This window comes from Kocuria rhizosphaericola (assembly GCF_044462205.1).
Lineage (GTDB): Bacteria > Actinomycetota > Actinomycetes > Actinomycetales > Micrococcaceae > Kocuria > Kocuria rhizosphaericola.
Window position 1 is genome coordinate 18,370 of record NZ_JBISWK010000121.1, and the last position, 16,146, is coordinate 34,515.

Annotated in this window: 14 protein-coding genes; 2 read left to right on the forward strand and 12 right to left on the reverse strand. The window is 73.1% G+C overall.

Annotation, left to right across the window (positions count from 1 at the left end; translation table 11 throughout):
• Positions 1-21 precede the first annotated feature (21 nt).
• The 12 genes from ACH9D2_RS12295 to ACH9D2_RS12350 form a co-directional block, all read right to left on the reverse strand.
• On the reverse strand, positions 22-2,346 hold the full coding sequence (locus ACH9D2_RS12295; RefSeq protein ID WP_396363116.1) for a RelA/SpoT family protein: 2,325 nt from the start codon (positions 2,344-2,346) through the stop codon (positions 22-24).
• A 213-nt stretch (positions 2,347-2,559) separates the two neighbouring features.
• The gene (gene secF, locus ACH9D2_RS12300) at positions 2,560-3,579 is read right to left on the reverse strand and encodes a protein translocase subunit SecF (RefSeq protein ID WP_396363087.1); all 1,020 of its coding nucleotides are present in this window, start codon (positions 3,577-3,579) and stop codon (positions 2,560-2,562) included.
• Positions 3,579-5,420: a protein translocase subunit SecD gene (gene secD, locus ACH9D2_RS12305; RefSeq protein ID WP_396363088.1), complete on the reverse strand. Its 1,842-nt coding sequence runs from the start codon at positions 5,418-5,420 to the stop codon at positions 3,579-3,581. The genes secF and secD overlap by 1 nt, the downstream gene beginning before the upstream one ends.
• Before the next feature lie 88 nt (positions 5,421-5,508).
• Positions 5,509-5,964 carry a preprotein translocase subunit YajC gene (gene yajC, locus ACH9D2_RS12310; protein WP_396363089.1) on the reverse strand — a complete coding sequence of 152 codons (456 nt, stop codon included), beginning with the start codon at positions 5,962-5,964 and terminating at the stop codon, positions 5,509-5,511.
• A gap of 119 nt (positions 5,965-6,083) precedes the next feature.
• Positions 6,084-7,208 (reverse strand): Holliday junction branch migration DNA helicase RuvB, encoded by a 1,125-nt coding sequence (ruvB, locus tag ACH9D2_RS12315; RefSeq protein ID WP_396363090.1) that lies wholly within the window; start codon positions 7,206-7,208, stop codon positions 6,084-6,086.
• Positions 7,209-7,210: 2 nt separating this feature from the next.
• Positions 7,211-7,852 carry a Holliday junction branch migration protein RuvA gene (gene ruvA / locus ACH9D2_RS12320; protein ID WP_396363091.1) on the reverse strand — a complete coding sequence of 214 codons (642 nt, stop codon included), beginning with the start codon at positions 7,850-7,852 and terminating at the stop codon, positions 7,211-7,213.
• 99 nt (positions 7,853-7,951) lie between these two features.
• On the reverse strand, positions 7,952-8,548 hold the full coding sequence (ruvC, locus tag ACH9D2_RS12325; protein WP_396363092.1) for a crossover junction endodeoxyribonuclease RuvC: 597 nt from the start codon (positions 8,546-8,548) through the stop codon (positions 7,952-7,954).
• Between the two features lie 26 nt (positions 8,549-8,574).
• Positions 8,575-9,336 (reverse strand): YebC/PmpR family DNA-binding transcriptional regulator, encoded by a 762-nt coding sequence (locus ACH9D2_RS12330; RefSeq protein WP_396363093.1) that lies wholly within the window; start codon positions 9,334-9,336, stop codon positions 8,575-8,577.
• Between the two features lie 141 nt (positions 9,337-9,477).
• Entirely contained in the window at positions 9,478-10,200 is a 723-nt protein-coding gene (locus ACH9D2_RS12335) for a type 1 glutamine amidotransferase (RefSeq protein WP_396363094.1), read from the reverse strand.
• A gap of 12 nt (positions 10,201-10,212) precedes the next feature.
• Positions 10,213-11,520 carry a MurT ligase domain-containing protein gene (locus ACH9D2_RS12340; RefSeq protein WP_396363095.1) on the reverse strand — a complete coding sequence of 436 codons (1,308 nt, stop codon included), beginning with the start codon at positions 11,518-11,520 and terminating at the stop codon, positions 10,213-10,215.
• Positions 11,521-11,766: 246 nt separating this feature from the next.
• Positions 11,767-12,255, reverse strand: coding sequence for a DoxX family protein (locus tag ACH9D2_RS12345; RefSeq protein ID WP_396363096.1), 489 nt, complete (start codon positions 12,253-12,255; stop codon positions 11,767-11,769).
• Positions 12,256-12,373: 118 nt separating this feature from the next.
• On the reverse strand, positions 12,374-13,282 hold the full coding sequence (locus tag ACH9D2_RS12350) for a CPBP family glutamic-type intramembrane protease (RefSeq protein ID WP_396363097.1): 909 nt from the start codon (positions 13,280-13,282) through the stop codon (positions 12,374-12,376).
• Positions 13,283-14,045: 763 nt separating this feature from the next.
• Here ACH9D2_RS12350 and ACH9D2_RS12355 point away from each other — a divergent pair.
• A complete protein-coding gene (locus tag ACH9D2_RS12355; RefSeq protein WP_396363098.1) occupies positions 14,046-14,771 on the forward strand; it encodes a hypothetical protein in 726 nt (241 codons plus the stop codon).
• A gap of 143 nt (positions 14,772-14,914) precedes the next feature.
• Complete coding sequence (locus ACH9D2_RS12360) at positions 14,915-15,820, forward strand: hypothetical protein (RefSeq protein ID WP_396363099.1); 906 nt, start codon at positions 14,915-14,917, stop codon at positions 15,818-15,820.
• The last annotated feature ends 326 nt before the right edge of the window (positions 15,821-16,146 follow it).

Genomic DNA, 16,146 nt, shown 5'->3' on the forward strand with positions numbered 1-16,146 from the left:
CCCGCCTCGAGGCCGGTCTGCTCAGCGGGAGGACGGCTCCGAGATGGGCCGGTTGCCCGAGGTGCGGTAGACGTCGTAGACCCCGTCGATCCGGCGGACCTGGTTGAGCACGTGGTCCAGGTAGCGCGGGTCGCCCATCTCGAAGGCGAAGCGGGAGATCGCCAGCCGCGACTTCGAGGTGTGCACCGAGGCGGAGAGGATGTTGACGTGGTTCTCCGAGAGCACCCGGGTGACGTCCGAGAGCAGGGACTTGCGGTCGAGGGCCTCCACCTGGATCTCGACCAGGAACACACTGGACTGGGTGGGCGCCCACTCGACCTCGACCACCCGCTCGCCGGACGGCAGGGCGAGCATGTTCGCGCAGTCCTTGCGGTGCACGGAGATCCCGGTGCCGCGGGTCACGAAGCCCATGATCTCGTCCGGCGGCACCGGGGTGCAGCACCGGGCGAGCTTGACGTAGACGTCCGAGGCGCCCTGGACCGTCACCCCGGAGTCGGACACGCGCGGGCGCACCGGCTGGGTGGCGATGGTGGTCTCCGCGAAGTCCTCCTCCGCGCCGTCCGCCCCGCCGAGATCGCCCACGATCTTCTCGACCACGTCCTGGGCGCTGACCACGTCGGAGCCGATCGCCTCGTAGAGGGAGCTGATGTCGGTGCGGTGGAAGTCCTGGGCCACCGCGAGCAGGGACTCCTGGGTGAGCGTGCGCTGCAGCGGCAGGTGGTGCTTGCGCAGGGCGCGGGTGAGCGCGTCCTTGCCCTTCTCGATGGCCTCCTCGCGGCGCTCCTTGGAGAACCACTGCCGGATCTTGTTGCGGGCCCGCGGGGACTGCACGAACTTCAGCCAGTCCTGCGAGGGCCCGGCGTGCTCGGACTTGGAGGTCAGCACCTCCACCCAGTCCCCGTGCTGGAGCTCCGAGGACAGAGGCACGAGCTTGCCGTTCACCCGGGCCCCGATGGTCTTGTGCCCCACCTCGGTGTGCACGGCGTAGGCGAAGTCCACGGGAGTGGAGCCGGTGGGCAGGGCCATGACCTCGCCCTTGGGGGTGAACACGTACACCTCGGACGTGTTGATCTGGTAGCGCAGGGAGTCGAGGAACTCCGAGGAGTCCTGGGTCTCCTCCTGCCAGGACACGAGCGAGCTCAGCCAGGCGAGGTCCCCCTCCATGGCCTTCGGGGTCGCGGAGTTCGCCTGGTTGGCCTGGTCCTTGTACTTCCAGTGCGCGGCCACGCCGTACTCGGCGCGGCGGTGCATCTCGTGGGTGCGGATCTGGATCTCCACGGGGCGCCCGTCCGGGCCGATCACCGTGGTGTGCAGGGACTGGTACATGTTGAACTTCGGCATGGCGATGTAGTCCTTGAACCGCCCCGGCAGCGGCCGCCACCGCGCGTGCAGGGCGCCCAGGGCCGCGTAGCACTCGCGCACCGTGTTCACCAGGACCCGGACCGCCTGCAGGTCCTGGATCTCGTCGAAGTCCTTCCCGCGCACGATCATCTTCTGGTAGATCGAGTAGTAGTGCTTGGGGCGGCCGGTGATGGTCGCCTCGATGCCGGCCTCGGAGAGGTCCAGGGCGATCCGCTCCCGGATCTTGGCGAGGGACCGCTCGCGCTGGGGCTGGCGCTCCCCCACCATCCGCACGATCTCCTCGTAGACCTTGGGGTAGAGCGCCGCGAAGGCGAGGTCCTCGAGCTCCCACTTGATGGTGTTCATGCCGAGCCGGTGGGCCAGCGGGGCGAAGATCTCGAGGGTCTCGCGGGCCTTCTTCGAGGACGAGCTCTGGGAGACGAAGCGCCAGGTGCGGGCGTTGTGCAACCGGTCGGCGAGCTTGATGACGAGCACGCGGATGTCCTTGGCCATCGCCACGATCATCTTGCGCACCGTCTCGGCCTGCGCGGCGTCCCCGTACTGGACCTTGTCCAGCTTCGTCACGCCGTCCACGAGGGCGGCGACCTCCTCGCCGAACTCGGCGCGCAGCTGGTCGAGGGTGTAGTCCGTGTCCTCGACGGTGTCGTGGAGCAGGGCGGCCACGAGGGTGGCGCCCGTCATGCCGAGCTCGGCGAGGATCGTGGTCACGGCCACGGGGTGGGTGATGTACGGATCGCCGCTCTTGCGCTTCTGGCCCTCGTGGCACTTCTCCGCGACCTTGAACGCGCGCTGCAGGACCTCGAGGTCCTCCTCGGGGTGGGTGGCGCGCACGGTGTGCAGCAGCGGCTCGAGGATCGGCGAGTGGTCCATGGGCCGGCCGGAGAGGTAGGACAGGCTCGACCGGGTCCGGTCGCTGCGGCCCGGGAACACGGCCCGGCCCAGCATCGGCCGGGACGCGGGCACCACGTAGTGCGTGCCGGCCATGTCCGACCGGCGCGGCGGGGTCGGTGCGGCGCCCTGGTCCGTGGGGACGGCCCCGTCGTCGGACGAGCTCATGACCGAGACTTCCTTCCCATCGATGCACGCGGGGCGGCGGCCGTGTGGCCGCCGCCCCGGTCGTCGGGTCCGGATCGGGCTCGACGTGTGCTGCTGTGCGGCGGGCCGCTCCTGCACGACCCGCCCTACGGTGGCTACAGTCTAGTGCGCCACGGCCTCCTCGGCGGCACGCTCCGCGGGCGCCCCCGCACGCGCCTCCTGCTCCTGGATGGCGGGCTCGCCGCGGCGCAGCAGCGCGTAGAGGGGGGCGGCCACGAACAGGGTGGCCGCGGTGCCCACGATGATGCCGACGAACAGGGACAGGGACAGGTCCTTGAGGGTGCCCGCGCCCAGGACGAGCCAGCCGATGAACAGGATCGAGCCGACCGGCAGGATGCCGACCACGGAGGTGTTGATCGAGCGCACCAGGGTCTGGTTGACGGCGAGGTTCACCTGGTCGGAGTACTTCCGCCCGGCCCGCTCCGGCGGGGCCGTGCCGTCGAGCAGGCCCTCGGTGTTCTCCCGGACCTTGTCGAAGACCACCACGGAGTCGTAGAGCGAGTAGCTGAGCACCGTCAGGAAGCCGATCACCGCGGACGGGGTGACCTCGAAGCCCACGAGCGAGTAGATCCCGGCGGTGATCGCCACGGAGGCGAGCATCCCGGCGACCGCCGAGACCGACATCTTCCAGGTGCGGAAGTACAGGGCCATCAGGGCGGTGGCCAGGACCACGAAGACCACGAGGCCCTGCAGGGCCTGGCTGGTGACGCCGGCGCCCCACGTGGGACCCACGAAGTTGGAGGTGACCTCCTGCTCGCTCACGCCGTATGCGTCGACCAGGGCGTCCTTGACGGCGAGGGTCTGGTCGTCGTCGAGCTGCTCGGTGCGCACCCGGACGGTCTCCGGGGCGATGTTGGTGACCTCGACCTCCGCGGCGTCCGAGGACTCGGCGACGGCACGCCGGCCGGTCTCGATGTCCGGGTCGGCCACGGAGGACACGGTGAACTCGGACCCGCCGGTGAAGTCGATGCCGAGGTTGAAGCCGCCCTTGGCGACGGGCACGAGCAGGGAGAGCAGCACGAGGACGCCCACGACCGCGAGCCACTGCTTGGCCCGGCCCACGAAGGGGTAGGAGGTCCGCCCGCTGTGCAGAGCGTTGCCGAAATCTGCGAACTTGGACATCAGGCGTTCTCCTCGGGGATGCGGACGGCGGACGACGACGCACCGACCGGCGCGCCGTCCGGTGCCGCCGCGGACGGGGGGTCCTGCGGCGCGGTCCGTCCCGCGCGCCGGCGCCGCTCGGCGATGGTCAGGCCGTCGTGCTCCGCCTGCGGTTCGCGCAGCCGTCCGGCGCCCCGGTACAGGGGCACCGCGTCGAGGGCCTCGGGGCTGAGCCCCGAGTGCTTCCCGCCGCCGCCGAAGTAGCGGGTGCGGGCGAGCATGACCATCACCGGGTGCGTGAAGAGGAAGACCACGAGCAGGTCGGCGATCGCGGTCAGCCCGAGGGTGAAGGCGAAGCCGCGCACGTTGCCCACGGCCACGAAGTACAGCACCGCCGCGGCGAGCAGGTTCACGGCCTTGGACGCGAGCACGGTCTGGCGGGCGCGCTGCCAGCCGTGGTCGACCGCCGCGGGGATGGAGCGGCCGCTGCGGATCTCGTCGCGGATGCGCTCGAAGTAGACGATGAACGAGTCGGCGGTCTGGCCGATCGCCACGATCAGGCCCGCCACGCCGGCCAGGGACAGGCGGTAGTTCGCGGACCAGCCCAGCAGGGTGATGGCCAGCCAGGTGAGCACGCCCGCGACCACGAGCGAGCTGATGGTCACCAGTCCCAGCAGCCGGTACTGGAAGAGCGAGTACACGCACACGAGAACCAGGCCGATGATCCCGGCGATGATGCCCATCCGCAGCTGGTCGGCGCCCAGGGTCGCGGAGATCTGCTGCTCGGACTGGATCTCGAAGCTCATCGGCAGCGCGCCGTACTTGAGCTGCTCGGCCAGGAACTTCGCCTGCTCCTCCGTGAACTGGCCCGTGATCTGGGCCTGGCCGTCGGAGATCACGGCGTTCATCGACGGGGCGGAGACCACCTGGCCGTCGAGCAGGATCGCGAACTGGCTGCGGGGGTCGCCGGACGTGGCGGTGCCGATCCCGTAGAGCCGCTCGGAGAGCTGGCGGAAGGTGTCCGTGGCCTCCGGGCCGAACTGGAGGTTCACGGCGAACTGGTTCAGGGACACGCCCTGGGAGTTCTGGGCGGTGCCGTAGGAGGCGTCCTCGATCCCGGTGCCCTGGATCTCGACGGGCCCCAGGAGGTACTTCGTGCCGGTCTCGGGCTCGCACGCGACGACCGGCTCGTCGGCGTCCTGGGCCTCCCGCTCCTCGGGGGACTGCGGCACCGTGCAGTCCGTCTCCTCGAACTCCCGGAACAGCTCCGGGGTGATCCAGTTGGGGTCGGAGGCGTCGGTGGGCTCGGCGGTGGGCTCGGGCAGCTCGTCGTCGGAAGCGCGCTGGTCCTCGGGCACCGGCTCCGCCGCGGCGGTGGTGAGCACGGGCCGGAAGTTCATCTGCGCCGAGGTCTGGATGAGCTCGCGCGTCTGGGCGGAGGGCACGCCGGGCATGGAGACCACGATGTTGTTGCCGGACTGGGTGGCGATCTCCGCCTCCGCCACGCCCGAGCCGTCGACGCGCTGGCGGATGATCTCCACGGCCTGGTCCAGCTGCTCGGGGGCGACCTCCTGCCCGGCGTCCTCGCCCTGCAGGGACGGGGACAGGATCATCTGCGTGCCGCCCTCGAGGTCGAGGGCCAGCTTGGGCCCCCAGCCGGTGCGGTCGGTGCCCGTCCCCCAGGCCAGCAGCCCGCCCAGCAGGGCGAGGAGCACGAGCAGCCCGAGCAGGGACCGCCGGGCGGTCGAGAGAGCGGCCCGCACCCCCGAACGTGCCGGCGCGGTGGAGCCGCCCCGCCCGGACGTGCCGTCCGGTGCGGCGTGTCCCGGGTCACCGGGAGTCTTGCGTGTGGTCAGTGCCATGGTCTTCCTTACGAACGACGGCCCGGTGGTGCCGGGCCTGTGCATGGGAACGGGCCGACCATTGGTCGGCCCGTTCCCGTGTGGGGGGTCAGTCGTTGCGCTGCCCGGGATCGCGCCGGGCGTCGTCGTCGAGGGGATCGACCTGGGTCGACCCCGCGCCGGGGGCGTCGGGCTCGATCACCGACGGCTCCGCCTCGGTCTCGGGAGCGGCCGGCACCGTCTCGTCCTCGACGACCGTGGTGACGGTCTGCAGGTGCACGGTCACGGCGGTGCCGGGGGCTATCTCGAGGACGACCTTGTTGGTGTCCCGGTCGATCGAGCGCACCGTGCCGTAGAGGCCGTAGTTCGTCATGACCTCCGTGCCGGGGCCCATGGCCGCCTGCTTCTCCTTGACCTGGGCCATGGCCTTCTTCTGCCGGCGCATGGGCAGCCAGAGCAGGAGCACCATGGCCACGAGCATCAGGGGCAGCAACCAGGCGGTGCCGCCTCCCGTGGACTGGGGGGCCTGGGCGGCGAGGGACTGGGTGACGAGGAGCGAGCTCACGGACTTCCGTTCGATCGGTGGTGGGTGTCCCCACCATGGTAGGCGATCCGGGCCTTCAGCGCCCTGGACACCACCCGGTGTGCGAGCACCGGTTCCCGAAAGCGCCCGGCCCTCGCTCCTCAGTCCTCGAACAGGGGCGGGTCGTCCTCGGCGGCGGCCGGAGCCGCCGCGGGACCGCCGAAGGCCGCCCGCAGCCCGGGGTCCTTGAACGCGGCGTGCTCGGGAGGGCGCAGGCCCAGGTGCTCCCAGGCCGCGGCCATCGCGATCCGGCCCCGGGGCGTCCGGCCGAGCAGGCCCTCGCGGACCAGGTAGGGCTCGGCCACGGTCTCGACCGTCTCGGTCTCCTCGCCCACGGCGATCGCGAGGGTGGACAGGCCCACCGGCCCGCCGCCGAACTTGGTCACGAGGGCCTGGAGCACCGAGCGGTCGAGGCGGTCCAGGCCTCGGGCATCCACCTCGTACATGTCCAGGGCGGCGCACGAGGTGCGGGAGTCGATCCGGTCGACGCCGTGCACGAGCGCCCAGTCCCGCACCCGGCGCAGCAGCCGGTTGGCGATGCGCGGGGTGCCCCGGGACCGGGAGGCCACCTCGGCGAATCCCTCGGCGGTCATCGCGAGGTCCATGAGCCCGGCGGAGCGTCGCAGCACGAGCTCGAGCTCCTCCACCGAGTAGAACTCGAGGTGACCGGTGAAGCCGAAGCGGTCGCGCAGCGGGCCGGGCAGCAGGCCTGCCCGGGTGGTGGCGCCCACGAGGGTGAAGGGCGGCAGGTCCAGCGGGATGGAGGTGGCGCCGGCGCCCTTGCCGACCACGATGTCCACCCGGAAGTCCTCCATGGCCATGTAGAGCATCTCCTCGGCGGGCCGGGACATGCGGTGGATCTCGTCGAGGAACAGCACCTCCCCCTCGGTCAGGGAGGAGAGGATCGCGGCGAGGTCGCCGGCGTGCTGGATGGCCGGGCCGGAGGAGATCCGCAGGGGCGCGCCCATCTCCTCGGCGATGATCATGGCCAGGGTCGTCTTGCCGAGCCCGGGCGGGCCCGAGAGCAGGACGTGGTCCGCGGAGCGGCCCCGCAGCCGGGACGCCTCGAGCACCAGGGAGAGCTGCTGGCGGACCCGCTTCTGCCCGACGAACTCGTCGAGGTTGGCCGGACGCAGTGCCGACTCGAGCTGCTTCTCGTCCGGCTCGTCCTCCGCCGAGACCAGACGGTCGCGGGAGTTCACGGCGGCGCCGTCCTCGCGGGCCATGCTCAGACTCCCCGCTCCGCGCCGGCCCGGGCGCCGGCCTTGGCCGCGCCGAGCCACGCGAGCACGGTGCGCAGGATCGTCGGGACGTCCCCGGAGGCGGCGAGCTCCTCCCGGCCGGCGAGGGCGTCGGCGATGCCCCGGGCGGCGTCCTTCTCCTGCCAGCCGAGACCCACGAGGGCCTCGAGCACCTGCGCCCGCCACGGCTCCATCGGGGCGGCGGCGGGCTGGGCGGGACGGTCCGGGACGATGAGCTTGTCGGCGAGCTCCAGCACGATCCGGCGGGCGCCCTTCGGTCCGATGCCGGGGACGGTGGTGAACGCCTTGGCGTCCCCCTGCGCAATGGCGCGGTGGACGTCGTCCGGACCCAGCACGGAGAGCACCGCCAGGGCGGTGCGGGGGCCCACGCCGCTGACGCCGAGCATGATCTCGAAGACCTCGCGCTCGGAGGGGCTGCGGAAGCCGAAGAGCAGCGGGGCCTCGTCCTTGCGCGCCACGTACGCCGTGTCGAGGCGGACCTCCCTGCCGATCCGCAGCCCGGCCAGGGTCTCCGGCGTCGCCTGGACCTGGACGCCGAAGCCGCCCACCGCCACGACGGCGGTGGTGAGGCCGACGTGCTCGACCTGTCCCGTAATGGACGCGATCACCGCGCGGCTCCTTCCCGTGCCCCGGCGGGGGCCGAGCACGGTTGCTCGAACAGATCTACGAATGACGACTCGCGGGCCACTCTAGCAGTGGACACCGACTCAGCCGCGCCGGCCCCGCTTGGCGCGGTGCTCCGCCTCGGCCCAGGCCCGCTGGGCGGGCGTCATGCCCGTGCGGGCGGCGGCCAGGGGGCGGGCGCCCTGGTGCGTCTCGGTCCGGGCCGTCGCGTCCACGCCCGTGCCGCCACCGCGCCAGCCGTGGCAGATGGCGATGGCCAGGGCGTCGGCGGCGTCGGCGGGACGGGGCGCCTCGTCGAGCCGGAGAATGCGGACCACCATGCGGGCCACGGACGCCTTGTCGGCCCGTCCCTCCCCCGTCACCGCGGCCTTGACCTCGGACGGGGTGTGCCAGGCGACCGGCACGCCGTGGCGGGCCGCCGAGGCGATCACCGCGCCGGAGGCGTGGGCCGTGCCGATGACCGTGTTCACGTTGGTCTGGGCGAACACGCGCTCCAGGGCGAGGGCGTCGGGGCGGTACCGCTCGATCCACCGCTCGGTGGCCTCCCAGATCCGCAGGACGCGCACGTCGAGAGGGTCGGCGGCGTCGGTGCCGGCCACGCCGACGTCCACGAAGGACGCGGTGCGGTTGCCGGCCATGTCGATCAGGCCGAACCCGCACCGCGTCAGCCCGGGGTCCACCCCGAGGATCCGCTGCGTGGCCGTGGTCAGTCCTCGGAGTCGAGCTCGGCCAGGACCTGGGCGGGGATGTCCGCGTTGGCGTAGACGTTCTGCACGTCGTCGAGCTCCTCGACGGCGTCGACCAGGCGCAGGAACTTCCGGGCGCCCTCGGCGTCCAGCTCCACGAGCATGCTCGGGCGGAACTGCGGGTCGTCGTTGTTGTACTCGAGCCCGGCCTCGTCGAGGGCCGTGCGGATCGCCGGCAGGTCGGTGGCCTCCGAGACGACCTCGAAGACGTCCTCCTGCTCCACGACCTCGTCGGCGCCCGCGTCCAGCACGGCCATCAGGACGTCGTCCTCGGTCAGCCCGTCGGTGCGGGTGACCTCCGCGACGCCCTTGCGCTCGAAGAGGAAGGCCACGGAGCCGGAGTCGGCCATCGTGCCGCCGTTGCGGGTCACGGCCACGCGCACCTCGGAGGCCGCGCGGTTCTTGTTGTCGGTGAGGCACTCGATGTACAGCGCCGTGCCCTGGGGGCCGCGGGCCTCGTAGAGGATCTCGGTGTAGTCGACGACCTCACCGGTCAGGCCCGCGCCGCGCTTGATCGCGCGGTCGATGTTCGCGACCGGCACCGAGTTCTTCTTCGCCTTGGACACGGCGAGGTCCAGCGCCGGGTTGCCCGCGGTGTCGGGCCCGCCCATGCGCGCGGCCACCTCGATGCCCTTGATGTACTTGGCGAAGGCCTTCGCGCGCTTGGCGTCGATCGCGGCCTTCTTGTGCTTCGTCGTGGCCCACTTGGAGTGTCCTGACATGCGTCCCTCCTCGGGAAGTCGTTGGCGGTCGGCCGGGACGCGTCGGTCGTCGTCCCGGCACGGCCCGCCCCGGCGGTGGCCGGGACGGGCCGGAGAAGTCCTGCCCCATTCTACCGGGTGTGTCCGCCCCCGGCCGGGGGTCTAGCGTGGCCGGGCCTGCGCGACCTCGCGGGCCCGCTCGGCCAGGGTGTCGTCCAGCGGAGCGGCGTCGAAGGCCCCGAGCCGGCGTTCCACGGCGGCGCGGATGAGGTGGTCGGCCACGGCGGGGTTCTTGGGCAGCATCGACCCGTGCAGGTAGGAGCCCACCACGTGGTGCACACGCGCGCCCTCGGTGCCGTCCTCGCCGTTGTTGCCCGCGCCCTTGAGGACCGTCCCGAGCGGCGCCTGGTCGGGGCCGAGGCGGGTGACCCCGGAGTGGTTCTCGTAGCCGACGACGGTCCCGAACTCCGGGGACTCCAGCACGATGTTGCCGATCAGGCGCGTCGGCCCGCCCACCGTGGTCAGGTCGAGGATCCCGATGCCGGGCAGGGTCTCGCCGGCGCCGGTGCGGAACTCGTGGCCGAAGAGCTGGTAGAGGCCGCAGATCGCGAGCATCGGCACGCCGTCGGCGGCCATGGCGCGCAGCTCGGGGGCGATCCGCTGCAGGTCCTCCTGGACCCGGAACTGCCCGGAGTCCTGGCCGCCGCCGCCCACCAGGAGGTCGGCGTCGGGCGGGAACGGGTCCCCGGGGTTGTGGTCGCTCAGCCGCACGGCGTAGCCGTACTTCTCGAGCCGGCGCTTGAGGGTGAGGGTGTTGCCCCAGTCCCCGTATATGTTCATGTCCCGGGGGTAGAGCTGGACGAGGTGGACGGTGCGGTCGGTCATGGGGGGCTCCGCTCAGATCTCGGCGACCTCGGCCACGCGGGAGAGCTCCCGGCGCAGCTCGAGCATGGACGTGTAGGTGCAGAAGACGCGCATGGGCCGCTCGCCCGCCCCGGCGAGAAAGCGTTGCAGGGCGTCGCCGAGGGCCGGGACCACCTCGCGCACCGCGACCTCGTCGTAGTCCAGGCGCAGGCCCATGTCCCACGCCCGGGTGCCGGCCACCACGTCCACCCCGCCCGAGCGCAGGGAGTGGAAGTCGACGTCCCAGAGCCAGGAGACGTCGCGGCCGTCGGCGTACTCGTCGTTGATGGCGATCATCGTGGCGTAGTCGCCCGGCCGCGCCGAGGCCAGCGAGAGGCGGAACCCGGCGGGGTTCTTGACGAGCAGCAGCTGCAGCGGGCGGCCGTCCACGGTGATGGTCTCCCCGCGCCCGAAGGCGGGGGTGACGCGGGAGAGCTCGTCCACCAGGGCGGCGCGGTCCGCGTCGGGACCGGCCACGGCGAGCGCCAGGGCGAGCGCGGCGGCCGCGTTGTACATGTTGTAGACGCCGTAGAGCTCCACGGTGGTCTCGACGGGCTCACCGCCCACCGTGAGCCGGACCCGGTTCGCCTCGAAGGACGTCAGCTCCACGTCGGCGCCCGGCCGGGGCGCGAGCTCCTGCTCGTGGTCCTCCTCGGCGTCGGGCCCGCCGGCCGAGCGCATGTCGTCGTCGGAGGGGAACATGGGGCGCAGCGGCGCGGACAGGCCGAACCAGCGGGTCTGCGCGCCGTCCGGGACGTACTCCGCCAGGGACACGATCCGCGGGTCCTCCCGGTTGAGCACCACGGTGCCGGTGGTGGCGGCCGCGATCTGGGCGAGCATCCGCCGGGTGGTGTCGATCTCGCCGAAGCGGTCGAGCTGGTCGCGCATGACGTTGAGGAGCAGCGCGTGGCGGGGCTTGACCTGCTTGACGAAGTGCACGGCGTGCGCCTCGTCGAGCTCGAGCACGGCGATGTCCGCGTGGAGGCGGCCGGTGAGGCTCATCTCCCCGAGCAGGGCGGCGGCCACGCCGCGCACGAAGTTGGAGCCCGTGCGGTTGGTGAAGACCTTGTACCCCTGCGAGCGCAGCAGCTGGACGGCCATCTTGGTGGTGGTCGTCTTCCCGTTGGTGCCGCTGATGAGCACCACGCCGTGCGGCAGCTTCGCGAGCTCCTCGGCCACGAACCCGGGGTGCAGCCGCTCCATCACGAGGCCGGGGAAGGCGGAGCCTCCGCCGCGCAGTGTGGTCAGGTACCGGATGCCTTGGCCGAGCAGGCGCACGTGGGGTCTGGACATGCGCTCCATCCTATGGTCTGCGCACGGGTGGGGGCGGGCACCCGGGTGTGCCCACCGAGCGGGGTCGTCGCCTTCCCCCCGGGGCACGGGGAACGGGCGACGACGACGGAGCCGCACCCGGCGCCTGCCCCGCTCGGCCACGCGGGTGGAGGCCGGTCCGGAGGTCCTGGCCCGGGATGCGGGACGGGCCGATGTCCGGGGCCTCGCCGGGGCGCCCCGGGTGCCCGGCGCGGGCCCGCTGGTGGTGCCGCTCCGTCACGGACCGGCGGCGGCCCGCCTCCGCCGCCTGAGCCCGGAGACGAGCACGACCGTGACGGTCCCGATGAACACCAGCTGCAGGGCCAGCCGGGGCAGCAACGGTGTGTCGGGGGCGTGCGGGTGGTCCACCCCCTGCGCCGCGACCACGTTGGCCGGGAACACCGCCAGCAGGAACGCGATGGCCGCGGCGGCCGCCACGGTACGGGTCCGCGGGACCAGCAGCCCCGCGGCCAGGAGCATCTCCGCCACGCCCGACACCGTCACCAGCGCCTCGGGCGCCGGGAGGGCACGCGGGACGACGGCGACCAGGCCCGATCGATACGGCTCGACGAAGTGGGTGATGGACGTGATGACGAACACGACGGCCATCCCCCAGGCCATGGCCGCGGCCCAGCCGGGATCCGGGCCGGCCCTGCGGCGGCTCGCCCGGACGGCCAGGACCCGGACGACGACGATCGTGACGATGAGCGGAACGAGCAGTGTCATGGCATTCTCCTGAGCTGGTCCCGGGGGCGTCGGACAGAGGGGACGGCCGGCTCCACGGGCTCGCCCCGCCGGTGGTGGCAGGCCCGCGCGCCGCAGGGTCCCGGGCGCGTCCGCTCGGTCACGTCCCGGCGTCCCCGGCCGGCGGGCCGGGGCTGCGCGGTTCCGTCCACGCGGCCGCCGCCCGGCGCTCGGCGTCCCGGCCCAGCGGTCGGGAGCCCTGTCCCCGCACCCGCCGCTCCAGCGCCACCAGGAGCGTGAGCAGGACCACCGCCCCCATCACCTGCCACTCCCCCGTCACGGCCCCGAGGCCGCCGGCGGCGTTCCAGGAGGCGTGCTGGATGCCGAGGGCCAGCACGCTGCCGCCCGTGTCGAGCAGGTGCATGCCCAGCAGGTACCGGTAGACGGGCGCCAGCAGCACCAGCAGGGCGATGTTCCTGGCGACGTCGCCGTTCCAGCCCTCGGCCAGGTACAGCGGCAGGTGGATCGCGGCGAAGGGCAGGCCGGTGAGCACCGCGGCCACCAGCAGGCCGTGGCGGGCGGTGAGCCGGGACTGGAGGAAACCGCCCCACGCCGTCTCCTCCCACAGGTTCAGCGCCAGTGCCCCGTAGATCAGCGTGCTGAACAGGTACCACCCCGCCTCGTGCGCCCAGCCGCCCGGAGGACTCCGCAGGGAGCCGGTGACCGCGGCCAGCGCCAGCGTGAGCATCGGCATGCCCAGCAGGATCACCGCCCAGCGCCCGGGACCGAAGCGCCAGGCGAAGGCCCGCCCCAGCAACCGGCGGATCCCGCCCGGCCCGTCGACCAGGCGGGTGACCAACAACGCGGACCCCAGCAGTCCCACGAAGGTGAGGAACAGCAGGAACGGCTCCACCGGCAGGCCCGTGAGCACCGGGACCGTCAGCCCTCCCCAGCCCAGGACCAGGGCCAGGGCCAGGAGGAGGAAGACCGTCAGGGGTCGGCGCCGGACCGGAGCGCCGGTCCGCGTGCGGCGGTCTGTGTCCCGGCGGTCCGGGGTGGGCGTGGTCATGGTGCTCCTCCCGGCCGGTGCAGGCCGTCCCCGCGGGGCACTGCCCGTCGGGGACCACCGGGACGCCCGGGCTCCGGTCCGCCCGGCGGGCTTCCGCACGGGAGTCCCGCTCTCCAGTGTGCTCCCGCGTCCCGGCCGTCGTCGTGGCCTCGGACCAATGTTTCGGCACCCCGTGCGTCGGCACCCCGCACGACGACGCCGCGCCCGCGGACGCCCCCGCCCCGGGCCCTGCGGACCACGGCGGGCCGGGCTCCCGCCGCACGGATGCCGGCCGCCGGGATCGGCACGCACCAGGTGCTGGCGAACGCCAGGACGAAGAACAGGGACACCTGCCACCGGGACTCGGGGGTCGCCCCCACCAACCCCACCTCGGGCCGACGGTCCGGACGAGTCTCCGCGCGCCGGCCCCACATCGGCCGGCAGACGCACTGGCCGCCACATCCTGTCGCCGGTCCTGCGTGGGCCACTGTCGGCTCCGCCGGTACTGTCGGACCATGACAGGGCACGAGCTGTTCCCCATCATCAACTGTGCGGATCTGCTGGGCACCAGGGCCTTCTACGAGCGGGTGTTCCATGCCGTGGGGCGAGACCATCGCCTATGTCCGTGATCCGGAAGGCATGATGCTGTTGGTCGTCCAGTCCGGTCGGATGCAGGAAGGCGTGACGTGGTGGACGCGAACCGGGGTCCTGAGGCCGGGGCTGCTCGCCGCAGCCGTGGACCGCCGAGGACGTCCCCGAGGAGCCAGCAGAGGAGTCAGTGCCTGTGGATACACGTGCCGGCCCGGTCCCTGCGGAGGGTGCCTGGCCTCCCCCGCCGGCGCGCGAGCCGTTCTCCCCGAGGGATGCGGCCGCGCGGCGGGCCTCCGCCGAGACCGCCGCGCACCGGCGGGAGGTCCAGGCCGCCCTGGGCCGGCGGACCGCCCCGCTGTGGCCGGTCCATGCGACGGTGCGCCCGACGACCGCGGGGGCGACCCGTCAGGACTGGAAGCAGGTGCGCCGCCTGGCGGGGCTGGAGCTCCAGCACCACGCCCTGGTGCTGCGCCGGATCAGCACCGCCTACGTCGTGGCCGTGGCCGAGCCCTGTTTCGAGGCCGGCTGGAGCGTCGCCGACGTCCTGAACGCCCTGGACTGGACCCCGCAGGGGGTCCGATACACCCACGACGCCGTGACCGGGATCGAGAACCCCGGGGCCTGGTTCGCCGCCCGCCTGCGCGCCTGGGCCCACCAGGACGGCACACCGATGCGCTCTGTCGACCAGCGCCGGGCGGCTGAGACGGAGCAGCGCCGGGCTGAGGCCATCGCGGCCGCCCAGCGCCACGCCGCCCGCCGGTCCCGGGAGCAGACCGCCGGGGTCGAGGACGGGGCGGCGGGTGTGGTGGCGCGGTCGCAGGATCCGGCCGACCGGGACCGGCGGCCGTTCCGCGTGCGCTGGGCCGCCCAGATCGCCGCCGGTCGCGCGGAGGCGAACGGACGGGCGGGACGTCAGTGAGCCGTGACGCGAGGATTCCTCGTGCCCGGAGGCGCCTGCCAGGGCCCCCGGACCGAGCATGGCCACGGGTGCGGTGCGTGCCGGGACGCACCGCCGGCACACCCGGGCTCCCGCTCGGCGCGGCCGCGTGACAGCATCGCCTCATGCGCTGGAGCGGTGAGATCGAGGCAGGCGGGTGGATCCGTGCACGACTGAGTGCGGCCTGGGGCACGGTCGGCAGTGCGGTGCCCGAGGGCTTCGCCGCCTACGCCAGGATCCTGCACCCGGCACCGGGGCATCGCCGGACCCCTGATCCGGGCACCGCCGGTTCGTCGGGCCCCGCGCGCACGACGGAAGGTCGCGGCCCGGTCGACGAGGAGGCCTCCTGGACCTGGGGCCGGGTGGCGGCGGAGACCGGGAGCACTGTGCACCCGCAGGTGCAGTGGCGGCAGGTGGCCGGCGACGCCGGCGAAACGGTGGTCCTGCGTGGGGGCTGGGTGCTGGGTCCGCCGGAGACCGGGCGACTGGAGCCGGACCTGCTGGCCCGTCTGATGGTCCTGGCGGCTCCCGCCACCACCACCCCGCAGGAGCTGATGCTCGGGGTGTGGGACGGATGGGGTGAGCTGTACCCGCACCGCAGCGCTCCCCTGGTCCGGGAGGGGGCCACCGCACGAGAACGACGCGCGGCGCGGGCTGAGCTGCGGGCCGCGGTGGTCGCGGCCGTCGACCCGGAGGTGGCCCGGGCACTGGCCCACGGACCGCTGCTGGAGCTGCCGGACCGCCGCTACGTGCTGCTGCAGACCACGGCCCACGAGCTGAGCGATCCGGCCTGGCCCCGGCGCGCCGGCATCGGATGGCACCACGAGCTCCCGGGTCCGATGCCCCAGCTGATCTGGCCCGCCGACCGGGCGTGGTGTGTGGCCTCCGAGATCGACTGGGACTCCACGGTCGTGGGCGGATCCCACGACCTCATCACCTCCGTCCTGGAGGACGGCGTCCTCGAGGCGGTGCGGATCGAGCCCTCCGACGACCTGTCCTGGGACGGGGACGACCTCGACCACCCCTCCTGACCGGCATTTCTCGATCCTGTGCGGCGGTCCTCCGGGCCCGGTGCTGCCGTCGTGCGCCGGTGGACCGACGGTCGGGGCGCCGTGCCGGGGCCGGTGGCACCGGCACGGCAGGGAGCCGGACACGGTGCAGCGGAGCATGTGACCTTCCTGGAGAGAGCCGGATCGAGCCGGCGCCTGGGTGTCGGCTTCTTCACGCTGTGCAGAGCGTTGGCAGAGGTCATTTCACGGTGGCCTCGGGTGCCCGCGGGGCCCTGTCCGCGGGGTTCCTGGCCTGTGCGCGGGCGCCTTCCGTGGTTTCCCGCCCCGACGCACATCTGGGTGGGACG